We start from the raw sequence: 14,584 nt of genomic DNA, 5'->3' as shown, positions 1-14,584 counted from the left end.
AGATTACGACGGGTGTGCGGGTGGCCGCGCGGAAAAACGAGGGTGGGCGAGGACCATGGACGTATTGCCCCTGCTGTTGCTGGTGGCGGGCAGTGCCGCGGTGGCGGGGGCCGCCCGGCGCACCCCGGTGCCGGCGCCGCTGCTGCTGGTCGCGGTCGGCCTGGCGGTGTCCTACGTCCCCGGGGTGCCGGACTACACCCTCGACCCCAAGATCGTCCTGCCGCTGCTGCTGCCCCCGCTGCTGTACACCTCGGCGACCGACAGTTCCTACCTCGACCTGCGGGCCCAGTTCAGGCCCGTGGCGCTGCTGTCGGTCGGCTACGTTCTCTTCGCGACCGTCGCCGTCGGCTGGGCCGCCTATGTGCTCATCCCCGGGATGCCGCTGACCGCCGCCCTGGTGCTGGGTGCGGTGGTGGCGCCGCCGGACGCGGTGGCCGCCACGGCGGTCGCGCGCCGGGTCGGCCTGCCGTCCCGGATCACGACGATCCTGCAGGGCGAGTCGCTGCTGAACGACGCCACCGCGATCACCGCCTACAAGGTGGCCGTCGCCGCGGTCGTCGGTGAGGGCGCCACCTGGGCGGGCGGGATCCGCGAGTTCCTGCTCGCGGCGGTCGGCGGCGTCGGCGTCGGCCTCGTCCTCATGGCACCCCTGCACTGGCTGCGCACGCACCTGACGGAACCCCTGCTGCAGAACACCCTCTCCCTGCTGATCCCGTTCGTCGCCTACGGCGTCGCCGAGCAGGTGCACGCCTCCGGGGTCCTCGCGGTCGTGGTCGTCGCCCTCTACCTCGGCCACCGCGCGTGGGAGGTCGACTTCGCCACCAGGCTGCAGGAGGAGGCGGTGTGGAAGATGGTCGCCTTCATCCTGGAGTCGGCGGTCTTCGCCCTGATCGGCCTGCAGCTGCCGGTCGTCCTCAAGGGGCTCGGGGGCTACGAGGGCGCCAAGGCGACCTGGTACGCCGTCGTCCTCTTCCTCGTCGTCGTCCTCGCCCGGTTCGTCTGGGTGTATCCGGCGACCTTCCTGCCCCGCGTGCTGTCGGCGCGCATCAGGGAACGCGAGGAGGACCCCACCTGGCGGGGCGCGATGGTCACCTCGTGGGCCGGTATGCGTGGTGTGGTCTCCCTGGCCATCGCCTTCTCCATCCCGACCGTGCACGACGGCCACCCCTTCCCGCAGCGCAACCTGATCCTGTTCCTGACCTTCACCACCGTCATCGGCACCCTGGTCGTGCAGGGCCTGTCCCTGCCCCCGCTGATCGGCCTGCTGAAGTTCCCCGGCCGCGACCGGCAGGCCGAGACGCTCGCCGAGGCCAACGCCCAGGCGCAGGCCTCCCGGGCCGCCGAGAGCCGCCTGGACGAACTCCTCTCCGACGAGCGCAACGCCCTGCCCCCGCCGCTCGCCGACCGCCTGCGCACGGTCCTGGAGCGCCGCCGCAACGCCGTCTGGGAACGGCTCGGCCAGGTCAACCCGGTCACCGGCGAGTCCGTGGACGACACCTACCGCCGCCTGTCCCGCGAGATGATCGGCGCCGAACGCGAGGTCTTCGTCCGGCTCCGCGACCACCGCTACATCGACGACGAGATGCTCCGCGCCCTGCTGCGCAGACTCGACCTGGAGGAGGCGGCGGCCTACCGGGAGGCCGGTTAGGCCTCCGGGAAGGGCCGCCCGGTGACGACCGCCGCGATCGACGTCCCGCGCGCGAAGGCGCCCTCCTCGGCCAGGGCGGCAAGGGCGTACAGCAACTTGGCGACATAGAGACGTTCGACGGGCAGGCCGTGCCGGTGCTCGAAGCGCTCGGCGAAGGTGTCGAGCTCGGGGGTCGTGCGTGCGTAGCCGCCGAAGTGGAAACGGTCGTCGAGGGACCAGGTGCCGGTGCGGGCGCCGAAGGCGTGCTCCTGGAGGGCCTGTATGTCGGCCGCCAGGAAGCCGCCCTTGAGTACCGGTACGCCGAGCGCGCGCTGTCCGGGGGCCAGCCCGGCGGCGAGTCCGGCGAGGGTGCCGCCGGTGCCGCAGGCCACCGCGACGACGTCGGCGCGGCCGCGCAGTTCCTCGCCGAGGGCCCGGCAGCCGCGTACGGCCGCGGCGTTGCTGCCGCCCTCCGGGACGACGTACGCCCCCTCGGCGCCGGCCGCGCGCAGGATCGCGGCCAGGGTCTCCGGCTCGCTCTTGTGCCGGTACGTCGATCTGTCGACGAAGTGCAGCCGCATGCCGTCGGCCGCGCAGCGGGACAGGGACGGGTTGAGCGGGCGGTCGGCCAGCTCCTGGCCGCGGACCACGCCGACCGTGGGCAGACCCAGGAGGCGGCCCGCGGCGGCGGTGGCCCGCAGATGGTTGGAGTAGGCCCCGCCGAAGGTGACCACCTGCCGCCCCGCCGCCGCCTCGAGGTTCGGCGCCAGCTTGCGCCACTTGTTGCCGATCAGCTCCGGGTGGATCAGGTCGTCCCGCTTGAGCAGCAGACGCAGGCCGTGCCGCACGAACCGGCCGTCCCGGATCTCCACCAGGGGAGAGGGAAGGCGCGGGGTGAGCGGGCCGGTGCTGGTCACTGCCTCATTGTCGCCCGGCCCCGGCCCGGTCCGGCAACAACTCCTACGCCTTCAGGCGCTCCTCGACCCGCTCCCGCAGCCACGCCATGGAGAAGCCGCGCGGGTCCACCTTGCCCGGCTGCCACTCCAGGTGGCCGACGACCGAGTGCTCCGTCCAGCCGTGGTGGCGGCACACCGCCGCGGCGGCGCGCACGATCGCGTCCAGCTGCGCCTCGGGCCAGGGATCCGCGTCGTCGCCCAGGTTCTCGCACTCGAAGCCGTAGAAGTGCCGGTTGCCGTCGGTGTTCGCCTCGTTCTCCGGCGGCAGCCGCTTCTCGGCGATCACCGCGCGCAGGACGTCGTCGTCGCCGAGTCCGGCGTGGTTGGCGCGGCCGTAGCCGACCAGGTGGACCGTGCCGTCCTTGGTGATCACCCCATGGCACAGTGGGCCCGGCAGCTCCGCGTGGCCGGTGCGGCAGAGCTCCACGGTGTGCGCGCTGCCCCGGGTCGCCGTGTGGTGGATCATCACGCCGTGGACGGGGCCCCAGGGGCCCTTGTGGTTGCGGTTGTGGGTCTGCCAGTCGCCGACCTCCACGACCTCGACGCCCTCCGCTCGAAGCGCGTCCAGGAACCCGTTCGCGGACATGGGTGGGGCCATGACCGCCTCCTTCGTGCCGTGCCCGTGGCCGCAGGTCGCGGCCCTGTCGTACCGGTGCTTCTACCGAAACCGGACCGCCCGGATCACATCGTTCGCACGCTGTGCGAGCCGATCCGGACAGGCCGCGCCAGGCGGGCACCGGACGCGGGGCACTGGACAGGGTCCCTCTTTCTGCCCAGTAGTCCGATGATCCATTCCCGCTCTTTCGGGTAATGGCGCGAGCGCTTTCCGTAATGGAAGGCTCGCTCGCGAGACCGGTGTGCGATTCGGCGCCGGACATACATGAGAGGGCATTTTCTTATGTCGGTAGGCGAAGAGATCCGCACGTCGCAGGAGAAGCCGCAGCAGTCTCTCGGCACGGCGGCGGCGCGGAACCTGGCCACCACGACCAAGTCCGCCCCGCAGATGCAGGAGATCACCTCCCGCTGGCTGCTGCGGACGCTGCCCTGGGTGGATGTACAGGGCGGCACGTACCGCGTGAACCGGCGACTGACGTTCGCTGTCGGCGACGGCCGAATCACCTTCGTGAAGACCGGGGACCAGGTGGAGGTGATCCCCGCCGAACTGGGCGAGCTCCCGGCGCTGCGCTCGTACGAGGACGAGGAGGTGCTGACCGAGCTGGCCCGGCGCTGCCGCCAGCGGGACTTCGCGCCCGGCGAGGTCATCGCCTCCTTCGGCAACCAGACCGACGAGGTGTACCTGCTGGCCCACGGCAGGGTCGAGAAGATCGGCACGGGCCCGTACGGCGACGACGCGGTCCTCGGCGTGCTCGCCGACGGTGCCTACTTCGGCGAGGCATCCCTGCTGGACCCGGACGCCATCTGGGAGTACACGGCCCGCGCGGACACCGCCTGCACGGTGCTGATCCTCGGCCGCCAGGACTTCGAGCAGGTCGCGGAGCGCTCCGACTCGCTGCGCGCCCACGTCCAGCAGCTGCGCGCGCTCCCGGAGCAGGCGACCAACAAGTACGGCGAGAAGGAGGTCGCGCTGGCGGCCGGCCACAGCGGCGAGCCGGACATCCCGCACACCTTCGTCGACTACGACGCCCGGCCGCGCGAGTACGAGCTGAGCATCGCCCAGACCGTGCTGCGCATCCACACGCGCGTGGCCGACCTGTACAACCAGCCGATGAACCAGACCGAGCACCAGCTGCGGCTCACGGTCGAGGCGCTGAAGGAGCGCCAGGAGCACGAGCTGGTCAACAACCGCGAGTTCGGGCTGCTGAACAACTGCGAGTACGACCAGCGGCTCCAGCCGCACGACGGCGTGCCCAGCCCGGACGACATGGACGAGCTGCTCAGCCGTCGGCGGGGCACCAAGCTCTTCCTCGCCCACCCGCGCGCGATCGCCGCGTTCGGGCGCGAGCTGAACAAGCGCGGACTGGTCCCGGAGACCGTCGAGATCGGCGGCAACCGCATCCCCACCTGGCGCGGGGTGCCGATCTACCCCTGCAACAAGATCCCCGTCACCCCGGAGCGCACGACCTCGATCATCGCCATGCGTACCGGCGAGGACGAGCAGGGCGTCATCGGCCTGCGGCAGTCCGGCATCCCGGACGAGATCGAGCCGAGCCTGTCCGTGCGGTTCATGGGCATCAACGAACAGGCCGTCATCAACTACCTGGTGACGGCGTACTACTCGGCCGCCGTTCTGGTGCCCGACGCGCTCGGTGTGCTGGAGAACGTCGAGATCGGCCGGTGGAGGTGACGTTTCCGCACTTCGCGGCCGTGTTCCCGCCCTTCGGGGCGGGTAGTCCCTCGGGGTATGCGTCCAGCCGGAGCGGAAGCACCACCGTCCGCGGACTGTGCGAGGGGGACTCGTGGCCGAGTTCATGACGGAGACCAAACAGCGCTCACCCGCGACGGGTGAGCGGTGGGGGCCGGCCGGTGACGCCGGGGCCGGTCCCTTCGACGGGCAGGAGGCGGCAGTACTGCTGGAGCGGACCCGGGCCGTCGTCGACCCGGAGCTGCGTGCGGCGGTCGAGTCGCTGCCCGGCTCGATGCGCCGGATCGCGCTCTACCACTTCGGGTGGGAGCACGCGGACGGCACTCCGGCGACGGGCAACGCGGGCAAGGCCATAAGGCCCGCGCTGGTCCTGGCCGCGGCCGCCGCGCTCGGCGGCCCGCGGGCGCGGAAGGCGGCCGTCCGGGCGGCCGTGGCGGTCGAACTGGTCCACAACTTCACGCTGCTGCACGACGACGTGATGGACCGGGACACCTCCCGCAGGCACCGGCCCACGGCCTGGACCGTCTTCGGTGACGCGGACGCCATCCTTGCCGGGGACGCACTGCAGGCGCTGGCCCTGCGGCTGCTCGCCGAGGATCCGCACCCGGCCTCCGGCCCGGCCGCGGTCCGGCTCGCCGACTGTGTCATGGAGCTGTGCGCCGGACAGCACACCGACACGGCGATGGAGCGGCGCGCGCCGGACGAGGTCACGCTGGACGAGGTGCTGGCCATGGCCGAGGCGAAGACCGGCGCGCTGCTGGGCTGCGCCTGTGCGCTCGGCGCGCTGTACGCGGGCGCCGGTGCGCAGGAGGTGGCGGCGCTGGACGGGTTCGGGCGCCAGGCGGGGCTCGCCTTCCAGCTGATCGACGACGTGATCGGCATATGGGGGGATCCGCGGCGCACCGGCAAGCCGGCCGGAGCGGATCTCGCGGTCCGCAAGAAGTCCCTGCCGGTGGTGGCCGCGCTGGCGTCCGGCACCCCGGCGGCAGCGGAACTCGCCGCGCTGTACGGGAAGCCGTACGTGAAGGGCGAGCCCGGGGACGGCGCGGAGATCGCGCGGACGGCCCTGGCCGTGGAGCAGGCCGGCGGCCGGGACTGGGCGCAGGCCGAGGCGGCCGACCGGATGGCTCGGGCCATGCAGGAGCTGGCCCGCGCCGTGCCCGCACCGGAGGCGGCGGGCGGTCTGCTGGCCCTGGCCGAGTTCGTGACCCGGCGCAGCAGTTGAGGCCGCCGTGACCGCGGCCGCGTGAAGACCCCGGAGCCACCGGGACCGTGCGGTTCCTGACCCCGCACGACGACCGGTGGCTCCGGCCGGCGGGCCCCGCACATCCCCACGGTGTGCGGGGCCCGCCGATTGTTCCGGTGAGCTGCGGGCCGAGTCGTCCGCTGGGCTACCCCTCGGGCACGATCGTCGTCACGATCCGCTCCACCAGCCCCTCCGGCACGCTCACCCCCTCCAGGACTCCGTCCAGGACACCGGGCAGGGTCAGGTGCTCCAGGATGAGGCCGAGCATCGCGAGGTAGAGCACGGTGACCGTCTCGTCGCCGCCGGGCAGGCCGGCCTCCCGGTGGAACCCGATGCCCTGCTCCAGGTCCCCGCGCACCGACTTGGTGAAGGAGGCCCGCAGTTCGGGGCGCCGGGTGGCCTCCAGGCGCATCTCCAGCAGGGCCAGGTAGCCGGGCCGGTCGCGGGTCGCGCGGTCCATGATGTCCTGCATGAAGGCCCTGACCAGGGAGCGGTCGCGGGGCCGGCCCAGCAGCGTCTCCGTCACCTCCGGATCCGGTGCGAGCCGGACGTGCAGCCGGGCGTCGATCTGGCGGAGCAGGTCGTCGCGGCTGGCGAAGTAGTTGGATGCGGTGCCGGTGGGCACGCCCGCCTCGCCGTCCACCGCGCGGAACGTCAGCCCGCGCGCGCCCTCCCGCGCCAGCACCGCGATGCCGGCGTCCACCAGCGCCGCCCGCCGTTCCGGATTGCCCGCCATGCGGAATCCCTCCTCCTACTTGTCCTCGCTGCCAACAGCATCCCGGAAAAAGCTTGCCACCACTACAGCCGGAGTACTACAACTGAAGCACTACAAGCGGAGTGGTCAACCGGCCGCCCGCAGCCTACGGAAAGAGACCGGCTTGCGAAAGCTCACGTACTTCATCGCCTGCTCGCTCGACGGCTTCATCGGCGACGAACACGGTGACGGCACCGCGATGCTCCGCTTCCTGGACGAGGAGTACTTCGACTTCCTCAAGGCGGAGTTCGCGGAGACCCTGCCCACCCACGTCCGCCGGCAGCTCGGCCTGGACCACCTGGAGAACCGGCGGTTCGACACCGTCATCCAGGGCCGGGCCAGCTACGAGGTGGCGCTGAAGGAGGGCATCACCAGCCCCTTCGCCCACCTGCGCGAGTACGTCGCCTCGCGCACCCTGGGCACCTCGCCCGACCCGCACGTCGAGATCGTCGACGGCGACCTGACCGGCCGGGTCCGCGAACTCAAGGCGGAGGAGGGCGGGTTGGACATCTTCCTCTGCGGAGGCTCCCAGGTCGCCGGAGCCCTGCTCGACGAGATCGACGAACTCGTCATCAAGACCTACCCGATCGTCTACGGCACCGGCATGCCGATGTTCGGCACCGGCCTCGACATCAAGGAGTTCACCCTGGACGCGGTGCGCACCTTCGGCAACGGCGCGCTCGTGCGGACGTACCGCAGGAAGCGCTGAACCCGCGCCCGCCCTACCCTGGGGGCATGGACAGCGAAGAACACGTCTGTCCCGTCTGCGGACAGCCTGTCGACACGGTCGTCCGGCGCCACAAGACGCTGGGCATCTGGGTGCCGGTGTGGGGCGCCGGCCCCTGCCACAACCCGAAGTGCGCGGCCTACGCCGGCCTCGCCGCCGGGCAGGAGCACCCCGCCCCGCAGGACTCCGCCACGAAGAACTCCTGAGCCCGTGTCGAGAATCCCGGCCCGGTTCCGACGTCCCCGGTGAGAGCCGCCCGCGGGGGGCGGCCCCGAGCCGAAGGAGCGGACCCGTGAAGTACCTGGTGATGGTGCAGGGCACGCAGGCGGAGTACGACACGATGGCCGGCAAGCCCTCCGCGCACGCCCCGGCCTGGACCGAGGCGCAGCTCAAGGCCATGTACCTGTACATGGGTGCGATCAGCGACGACCTCGCCGAGTCCGGCGAACTCGTCGACGCCGAGGGCCTGGCCGAGCCCGCCCGGACCCGGCTGGTCACGCGCGGCAAGGACGGCGAGACCGTGATCACCGACGGCCCGTACGGCGAGACCGAGGCGCTGATGGCCGGCTACTGGGTGGTGGACTGCGCGAGCCTGGACCGGGTCACCGGGATCGCCGAACGCGTCACCCACTGCCCCGGCCCCGAGGGCCTGACCGAGTACCCCGTGGTGATCCGGCCCATCATGGAGGGCGCCGAGGACATCGGCGCCGTATGACCGGCCCGGACGAGGCCGTAGCGTGGCCGCATGCCGAAACTCGATCACATCGTCCACATCACCGAGCGCTCCCTGTGGGAGGCGGCCCGCGCACGCGGCACCTACGAGGTGTCCACCCGCGGCCGCACCCTCCAGGAGGAGGGGTTCATCCACTTCTCCACCCGCGAGCAACTCCCGCGCATCGCGGCCTTCCTGTACGGCGACTACGAAGGCCCCGACGAGCTGGTGGTCCTGGTCGTGGACCCGGCCCTGCTCGGCGTATCGCTGAAGTACGAGGCCATGCCGCCGAACGGCGAGGAGTTCCCGCACGTGTACGGGCCGGTGCCCGTCGACGCCGTGGTGGACGTGGAGACCTGGGGGTGAGCGAACAGGGGGGTGCGCGCCGCCGCCGGTTATGGCGCTGGGCCGTCTGCGCCTGGGCCGTGGCGGTGGTCGCCGGGGGCGGCCTCGCCCTGTGGCTCCAGGACTCGGTCCGGCCGCAGGAGCCGTACGGCAGTACGCCTCGCCCGCTCGACACGTCGGGCGTGGACGACGTCGGGTGCCCGCCGAGCCCGGAGCCCGAGCCGATCCAGGGGGCGGGGCGGACTGCCGTCGCCTGCCTGTACGTGACTACGCGCCGCTGACCGCCGCCGGCAGCCCGCCCGTCTCGGGGTCCCGGCCGGTCAGGCAGTACGTGCCGCCGACCGGGTCGCGCATCACCGCCCAGTGCCGGCCCTGGTGGACGCGGACGGCACCCAGTCGCTCGTGCCGGGCCCGGGTCGCCGCGATGTCCGCGCAGGCGAGGTCCAGGTGGGCGGAGGCCGGGCGCTCGTCGTCGAGGCGCTGGAGCAGGATCCGGACGGGCAGGCCCGCGGGCGGCCTGAGCACCCGGAACTCCGGCAGGGAACCCGCCAGCAGGTCCCAGCCGGTCAGCGCGGCCCAGAACGCGGTCTCGGTGTCGTACACCGAGGGCGGGATGTCCAGGCACACCTGGTCCAGGCGGCTGCCGTCGACCACCGGTGGCCGTACCGCCTCACCGTGCCACGGGACGGCGCAGAACAGCTGCCCGCCGGGCGAGCGCAGGACCGCCCAGTCGCCGTGGTCCGCCACGAGCCCCGCGCCGAGGTCCAGGGCCGCCCGGACCAGGGCCGCCGGGTCCTCGACGCAGAGGTCGAGGTGCGCGCCGCCCGCACCCTCGGCGACGCCCTGGAGTTTCACGCACGCGTCCGTCCCGTCCGGCAGCAGCGTCATGAACTCGCCCCGCTCACCGCGCGGTTCGGACGGCCGGGTGCCGGTGACGGCCGTCCAGAAGGCGCGGGCGCCGGCGAGCCGGGCGGCGGGGCGGTCGACGAAGGCGTAGGTCCAGCGGATGGTGATCACGGTGGGGATCGTAGGCCGCCGCGCGCGGTGAGGCCCCGGGAATTTCAGTCCGCGGGCCGCTCCAGGAACCGCAGCATGTTCCCGGCCGGGTCCCGGAAGGCGCAGTCGCGGACCCCGTACGGCTGGTCCGTCGGCTCCTGGAGCACATCGCCGCCGGCCTCCCGGACCCGCTCGTACAGCGCGTCGCAGTCGGCGGTGGTGAAGATGACCCCGCGCAGCAGACCCTTGGCGAGCAGTTCGGCGATCGCCTGCTTGTCGGCCGGGGAGATGTCCGGGCTCGCGCCCGGCGGCTCCAGCACGATCTCCACGTCCGGCTGGAGCGGCGAGCCCACGGTGACCCAGCGCATCCCCTCGAAGCCCACGTCGTTGCGGACCTCCATGCCGAGCACGTCACAGTAGAAGTGGAGGGCCTTGTCGTGGTCGTCCACGGCGATGAAGCACTGCTTGAGTTTCAGGTCCATGGCTTCACGCTAGGCGAGGCCCGGCCGGAGTGCTTCAGTACGGGCGGCGGCGCGGGCGGGTGAAGGAGCGGGCCACACAGGACGGGATCACCGCGCTCTCCTCGTGCGGGCGGGCCCGGTAGGCGCTCGGCGTCTCGCCGACCAGCTCGGTGAACCGGGAGCTGAAGGAGCCGAGCGAGGTACAGCCGACGGCGAAGCACACCTCGGTCACGGTGAGGTCGCCGCGGCGCAGCAGCGCCTTGGCCCGCTCGACCCGGCGGGTCATCAGATAGCTGTACGGCGTCTCCCCGTACGCCTTGCGGAAGCTGCGCTGGAAGTGGCCGGGCGACATATGGGCGCCACGGGCCAGCTCGGTCATGTCGAGCGGCTCGGCGTACTCGCGGTCCATGCGGTCGCGCACCCGCCGCAGCCGTACCAGGTCCTCCAGAGTCACCTCCCCAGCTTGGCACAGAACACCGTCGGCCCAATCGGCACTCATTCACACAGGAACGCACAACAGAGACCCACGAGTTCGACCCGCCCTTCGCCCCCGGTTCGCCTCGCATTGGCCTGTGCTTGCTTTCCTCTGGGGATGGACCACATCACGTTCCTCGTGGCGGTCGTCATCGTCACGGCGCTGGCCTTCGACTTCACCAACGGATTCCACGACACGGCGAACGCGATGGCGACGTCCATCGCGACCGGGGCGCTGAAACCACGGACGGCGGTCCTGGTGAGCGGCGTCCTGAACATCGTCGGCGCCTTCCTGTCCACCGAGGTCGCCAAGACGATCTCGGGCGGGATCGTGGACGACACGCTCGTCACCCCGGCGATGATCTTCGCCGGTCTGGTGGGGGCGATCCTGTGGAACCTGCTGACCTGGCTCGCCGGGCTGCCGTCCAGCTCCTCGCACGCCCTGTTCGGCGGGCTCGTCGGGGCCGTCTGGGTCGGTGCCGGGTCCGACGGCGTGCACTTCGACAAGGTGGTCGAGAAGGTGCTGATCCCGGCCGTGCTCTCGCCGGTGGTCGCGGGTGTCGCGGCGCTGATCGCCACCTACCTCGCCTACCGGCTCACCGAGCGGGCCCGCAAGGAGTCGGTGACCAAGGGCTTCCGGATCGGCCAGATCGCCTCGGCCTCGCTGGTCTCGCTGGCGCACGGCACCAACGACGCGCAGAAGACCATGGGCGTCATCACGCTCACCCTCATCTCCGCGGGCGCCCTCGGCCACGAGGCGGGCCCGCCGGTCTGGGTGATCGGTTCCGCGGGCCTCGCCATCGGCCTCGGCACCTACCTGGGCGGCTGGCGGATCATCCGCACCATGGGCAAGGGCCTCACCGAGATCCAGTCCCCGCAGGGCTTCGCGGCCGAGACGGCGTCCACGACCGTGATCCTCACCTCCGCCCACCTCGGCTTCGCCCTGTCCACCACCCAGGTCGCCTCGGGCTCCATCCTCGGCGCGGGTCTGGGCCGCCGTCTGGCGGAGGTCCGCTGGGGTGTCGCGGGCCGCATGGTGGCCGCCTGGCTGATCACCCTGCCCGCGGCCGCCCTGGTCGGAGGGCTCGCCGCGAGCGTGGTCAAGCACGGCGGCAACGCCGGTACGGCGGTGATCGCGCTGGTCGCCGTCGCCCTCGCGACGGTCATCGTCCTCGCCTCGCGCCGCAACCCCGTGCACGCGAACAACGTCAACGACCACCACGAGGTCACCATCCGCACCACCGCGCCGACCGACGTCGACACGGCCGCCTGAGCCACGGAGAGCTGACATGCATCTGGACTGGACCGCCCTCGGCCAGGTCACCGCGGTGAGCATCGGAGTCACCGTCGCCGTGGTCGCCGTCTTCGCCCTCGGCGTGCTGGGCCTCGCCCGCGTCGAGGGTTCCCGTGAACACCCGGGCGCCGGGCGTGCGTTGGGTATCACCCAGGCGGGACTGTGCTTCCTCGCCTGCGTGGCGGTGGTGGCGTACGGGCTCTATCTGATCGTGCCGCAGTTCCACTGACCGAGACGAAGGGGGACGAGATGACACCTCTGACACCTCTGATGCCTCTGATGACGGAGGGCCTGCGGGTCGACTACACCGACCCCGACGACCCCGTGCTGATCCGGCCCGACGGCAGCCCGGTGGACACCTGGCGCGAGAACTACCCGTACGACCTGCGGATGGAGCGCAAGGAGTACGAGTGGCACAAGCGGCTCCAGCAGATCGAGCTGCTGAAGCTGCAGAGCTGGATCAAGGAGACCGGGCGCCGGCTGGTCATCGTCTTCGAGGGGCGGGACGCGGCGGGCAAGGGCGGCACCATCAAGCGGTTCACCGAGCATCTCAATCCGCGCGGCGCGCGGGTGGTGGCGCTGGAGAAGCCGACCGAGCGCGAACGGGGGCAGTGGTACTTCCAGCGCTACGTCGAACACCTGCCGACTGCCGGAGAGATCGTGCTCTTCGACCGCTCCTGGTACAACAGGGCCGGTGTCGAGCGGGTGATGGACTTCTGCTCGGACGACGAGTACCGGCGCTTCATGCGTCAGGCACCCCTGTTCGAACGGATGCTCGTCGACGACGGCGTCGACCTGCTCAAGTTCTGGTTCTCGGTGTCCCAGGGCGAGCAGCGCACCCGCTTCACGATCCGCCAGGTCGACCCCGTACGGCAGTGGAAGCTCAGCCCGATGGACCTGGCCTCGCTGGACCGCTGGGACGACTACACCGCCGCGAAGGTCGCCATGTTCCGCGAGACGGACACCGACCACGCCCCGTGGACCGTGGTCAAGAGCAACGACAAGAAACGCGCCCGAGTCGAGGCCATGCGCAGCGTCCTGGCCCGCTTCACCTACGCCGACAAGGACGAGGAGGTCGTCGGCACGCCCGACCCGCGCGTGGTGGGGGCGGCGGCGGGGCTGCTGGAGGCGGGGGAGGACGATCGGGAGCACCCCTAGGGGCGGGCCGAGTCCGAGGGGGCCGCCCGGCCGACGGGCCGGCTCTGACCAGTCACTCCCGAGCCGGGAAAATAGCTGGTCATGCGGACTTTTTCGGGCTCGGGAGCGGAGTAGAGTGAAGCCACCGGGAGTTTTTCGCATGCCGGTTTCCCTGCGGTGTCGTTCCCGGTGATGAAGACGCAGAGGGTGTCAGAGAACCATGACTCTCATCGCTGTGGCTGTGCTGCTTGTCGTGATCGCCGTCGGAGTCGTTCTCATCCACCGGCTCAACGCTCAGCACAACGAACGTATCGCTGCCTTCCACTACAGCGATGCCCTACCGGGGATCGGTCGCCGGCTCCGGAGGCACCGCCGACGGGCTGCGGGCGGGACCGCCGACACGCCCAATGGCGACAGCGACCGCGGATGACATCGACTTGGGCCCGACCGGGGGCGGCAGAAGAAGGCACGTCATGGCGATATTGCGAGACCGGAAGACGTACCGCGAGAGGATCATGCAGGCTCTGTACCAAGCCGCCGAGGGCAATCGCCTCCTGGGCGTCGATGGGGCGAAGCTCCGCAACGACCTCGGTATCCCTGAGCAGGACATGGCCGCTGCCTGTATGTACCTGGCGGGCGAAGGCTGGGTCGTCGTGGACTGGGCGAGGGGCAACACGCCCGCGATGATCACGCTGACGCACCAGGGGATCCGACAGATGGAGACAGAAGAGGAAGGACGTGGCTGAGTCGCCGCGTCGGCTTCTCGGACCGAAGTGAACCTTCGCAAGGATTGCTCATGCCGGATTAATCCCTTTGGCGTAATGTGGGAACCGGGTCGGCGCACGCTCACGTGCAATGACCCGGAAGGGCGGCTCCGGCGGGTATACGCCGGAGCCGTTGCCTGTCTCCGCAACCGCCTGGGGCGAAGCGCTCGCACGAGCGTCGTGCGGAGTACGGTGAGGTGGCAGGGTCACTTCGTGCGGCGGTCGCACGCCCTGTGATCGCACTGCTCTCTGCCGACGGGCGGACACCATGGCCGACTCAGACACCCCCGACCTCCCCAGGCTCCTGCCGGACGCCGTCCACCGGTCGGTGAAACCCGGGACGGCCCTGCTGAGACTGGAGACGACACACGCACGCGAGGGAATCCTGGACGGCGCATGGTGGCCGCGGTCCCAGGACATCGGTGCCGAACTCCCCTCGCTGATCTCCGCGTTGACCGAGCACCTCGGACCTGTCACCCGGGTCGGTCTGGACGGCAGTGCCTGGGGCGAACTGCCGACCCGGGTGATGGTCGAGGGCCGAGTCGTGCACATCGACTCCTTCCCGGTCGGCGACGACACCGTCCTCGTCACCCGGGGCGACCGGGACCATTTCTCCCTGATGCTGGTCCCTCCAGACACGTCGCCCGACGCGGCACGCGCCGCGATGGCCAGGGCCGTACGGGCCGGCAACGTCACCGAGGCCAAACAGATCCTCATCGATACGGGCAGCGACACGCCCCCCACGCCGGCTTGACACCGCAGATCGAC

The 14,584-nt window shown here is 71.3% G+C and carries 19 protein-coding genes; 13 read left to right on the top strand and 6 right to left on the bottom strand.

The genetic code is table 11. From position 1 onward, the window contains the following. The first annotated feature begins 55 nt into the window (after nt 1–55). Nucleotides 56–1,648, top strand: a complete 1,593-nt coding sequence (locus CRP49_RS06105; protein ID WP_097252482.1) for a Na+/H+ antiporter — start codon at nt 56–58, stop codon at nt 1,646–1,648. Here the strand turns inward: CRP49_RS06105 and CRP49_RS06100 are convergent. Both CRP49_RS06100 and CRP49_RS06095 read right to left on the bottom strand, forming a co-directional pair. Continuing rightward, nucleotides 1,645–2,544, bottom strand: coding sequence for a 1-aminocyclopropane-1-carboxylate deaminase/D-cysteine desulfhydrase (locus tag CRP49_RS06100; RefSeq protein WP_097252481.1), 900 nt, complete (start codon nt 2,542–2,544; stop codon nt 1,645–1,647). The two genes, CRP49_RS06105 and CRP49_RS06100, sit on opposite strands and share 4 nt — an antisense overlap. Before the next feature lie 43 nt (nt 2,545–2,587). After that, nucleotides 2,588–3,181 carry an N-acetylmuramoyl-L-alanine amidase gene (locus CRP49_RS06095; RefSeq protein ID WP_097252480.1) on the bottom strand — a complete coding sequence of 198 codons (594 nt, stop codon included), beginning with the start codon at nt 3,179–3,181 and terminating at the stop codon, nt 2,588–2,590. Nucleotides 3,182–3,481: 300 nt separating this feature from the next. On the opposite strand from CRP49_RS06095, the gene CRP49_RS06090 reads away from it, so the two are divergent. Next, nucleotides 3,482–4,888, top strand: a complete 1,407-nt coding sequence (locus CRP49_RS06090) for a family 2B encapsulin nanocompartment shell protein (RefSeq protein ID WP_094216183.1) — start codon at nt 3,482–3,484, stop codon at nt 4,886–4,888. Between the two features lie 124 nt (nt 4,889–5,012). Continuing rightward, nucleotides 5,013–6,131 (top strand): family 2 encapsulin nanocompartment cargo protein polyprenyl transferase, encoded by a 1,119-nt coding sequence (locus CRP49_RS06085; RefSeq protein WP_097257220.1) that lies wholly within the window; start codon nt 5,013–5,015, stop codon nt 6,129–6,131. A gap of 166 nt (nt 6,132–6,297) precedes the next feature. Here CRP49_RS06085 and CRP49_RS06080 read toward each other — a convergent pair whose 3' ends face one another. Further along, nucleotides 6,298–6,888 carry a TetR/AcrR family transcriptional regulator gene (locus CRP49_RS06080; protein WP_097252479.1) on the bottom strand — a complete coding sequence of 197 codons (591 nt, stop codon included), beginning with the start codon at nt 6,886–6,888 and terminating at the stop codon, nt 6,298–6,300. A 142-nt stretch (nt 6,889–7,030) separates the two neighbouring features. On the opposite strand from CRP49_RS06080, the gene CRP49_RS06075 reads away from it, so the two are divergent. From CRP49_RS06075 to CRP49_RS06055, 5 genes are all read left to right on the top strand, one after another. Then, nucleotides 7,031–7,615 (top strand): dihydrofolate reductase family protein, encoded by a 585-nt coding sequence (locus tag CRP49_RS06075; RefSeq protein WP_097252478.1) that lies wholly within the window; start codon nt 7,031–7,033, stop codon nt 7,613–7,615. A gap of 26 nt (nt 7,616–7,641) precedes the next feature. Then, on the top strand, nt 7,642–7,839 hold the full coding sequence (locus CRP49_RS06070) for a hypothetical protein (protein WP_097252477.1): 198 nt from the start codon (nt 7,642–7,644) through the stop codon (nt 7,837–7,839). Nucleotides 7,840–7,925: 86 nt separating this feature from the next. Then, the gene (locus tag CRP49_RS06065; protein WP_097252476.1) at nt 7,926–8,348 is read left to right on the top strand and encodes a YciI family protein; all 423 of its coding nucleotides are present in this window, start codon (nt 7,926–7,928) and stop codon (nt 8,346–8,348) included. A gap of 30 nt (nt 8,349–8,378) precedes the next feature. Next, complete coding sequence (locus tag CRP49_RS06060; protein WP_097252475.1) at nt 8,379–8,711, top strand: DUF952 domain-containing protein; 333 nt, start codon at nt 8,379–8,381, stop codon at nt 8,709–8,711. Continuing rightward, nucleotides 8,708–8,971 carry a hypothetical protein gene (locus CRP49_RS06055; RefSeq protein ID WP_097252474.1) on the top strand — a complete coding sequence of 88 codons (264 nt, stop codon included), beginning with the start codon at nt 8,708–8,710 and terminating at the stop codon, nt 8,969–8,971. The genes CRP49_RS06060 and CRP49_RS06055 overlap by 4 nt, the downstream gene beginning before the upstream one ends. Here the strand turns inward: CRP49_RS06055 and CRP49_RS06050 are convergent. The 3 genes from CRP49_RS06050 to CRP49_RS06040 are packed head-to-tail and all read right to left on the bottom strand — an operon-like array spanning nt 8,958 to nt 10,601. Then, entirely contained in the window at nt 8,958–9,704 is a 747-nt protein-coding gene (locus tag CRP49_RS06050; protein ID WP_097257219.1) for a VOC family protein, read from the bottom strand. The genes CRP49_RS06055 and CRP49_RS06050 overlap by 14 nt on opposite strands. A 47-nt stretch (nt 9,705–9,751) precedes the next feature. Then, complete coding sequence (locus CRP49_RS06045) at nt 9,752–10,168, bottom strand: VOC family protein (protein ID WP_094216175.1); 417 nt, start codon at nt 10,166–10,168, stop codon at nt 9,752–9,754. Between the two features lie 34 nt (nt 10,169–10,202). After that, entirely contained in the window at nt 10,203–10,601 is a 399-nt protein-coding gene (locus tag CRP49_RS06040) for a helix-turn-helix transcriptional regulator (protein WP_094216174.1), read from the bottom strand. 138 nt (nt 10,602–10,739) lie between these two features. Between CRP49_RS06040 and CRP49_RS06035 the strand changes: the two genes are divergently transcribed. The 5 genes from CRP49_RS06035 to CRP49_RS06010 all read left to right on the top strand — a co-directional run bounded on the left by CRP49_RS06035 (nt 10,740) and on the right by CRP49_RS06010 (nt 14,570). Then, a complete protein-coding gene (locus tag CRP49_RS06035) occupies nt 10,740–11,894 on the top strand; it encodes an inorganic phosphate transporter (protein WP_097252473.1) in 1,155 nt (384 codons plus the stop codon). A 16-nt stretch (nt 11,895–11,910) separates the two neighbouring features. After that, nucleotides 11,911–12,144, top strand: a complete 234-nt coding sequence (locus CRP49_RS06030) for a hypothetical protein (RefSeq protein ID WP_094216172.1) — start codon at nt 11,911–11,913, stop codon at nt 12,142–12,144. 50 nt (nt 12,145–12,194) lie between these two features. Further along, the gene (gene ppk2 / locus CRP49_RS06025; RefSeq protein WP_373560328.1) at nt 12,195–13,073 is read left to right on the top strand and encodes a polyphosphate kinase 2; all 879 of its coding nucleotides are present in this window, start codon (nt 12,195–12,197) and stop codon (nt 13,071–13,073) included. Nucleotides 13,074–13,525: 452 nt separating this feature from the next. Next, nucleotides 13,526–13,798, top strand: coding sequence for a hypothetical protein (locus CRP49_RS06015; RefSeq protein WP_094216170.1), 273 nt, complete (start codon nt 13,526–13,528; stop codon nt 13,796–13,798). Nucleotides 13,799–14,084: 286 nt separating this feature from the next. Next, nucleotides 14,085–14,570 carry a DUF5994 family protein gene (locus tag CRP49_RS06010; RefSeq protein WP_097252471.1) on the top strand — a complete coding sequence of 162 codons (486 nt, stop codon included), beginning with the start codon at nt 14,085–14,087 and terminating at the stop codon, nt 14,568–14,570. The last annotated feature ends 14 nt before the right edge of the window (nt 14,571–14,584 follow it).

Origin of the sequence: Streptomyces sp. Ag109_G2-15, assembly GCF_900215565.1 — a bacterium.
Lineage (GTDB): Bacteria > Actinomycetota > Actinomycetes > Streptomycetales > Streptomycetaceae > Streptomyces > Streptomyces diastatochromogenes.
The sequence above is the reverse complement of the archived record's forward strand: the minus strand, read 5'-3'. Positions and strand labels throughout refer to the sequence as shown.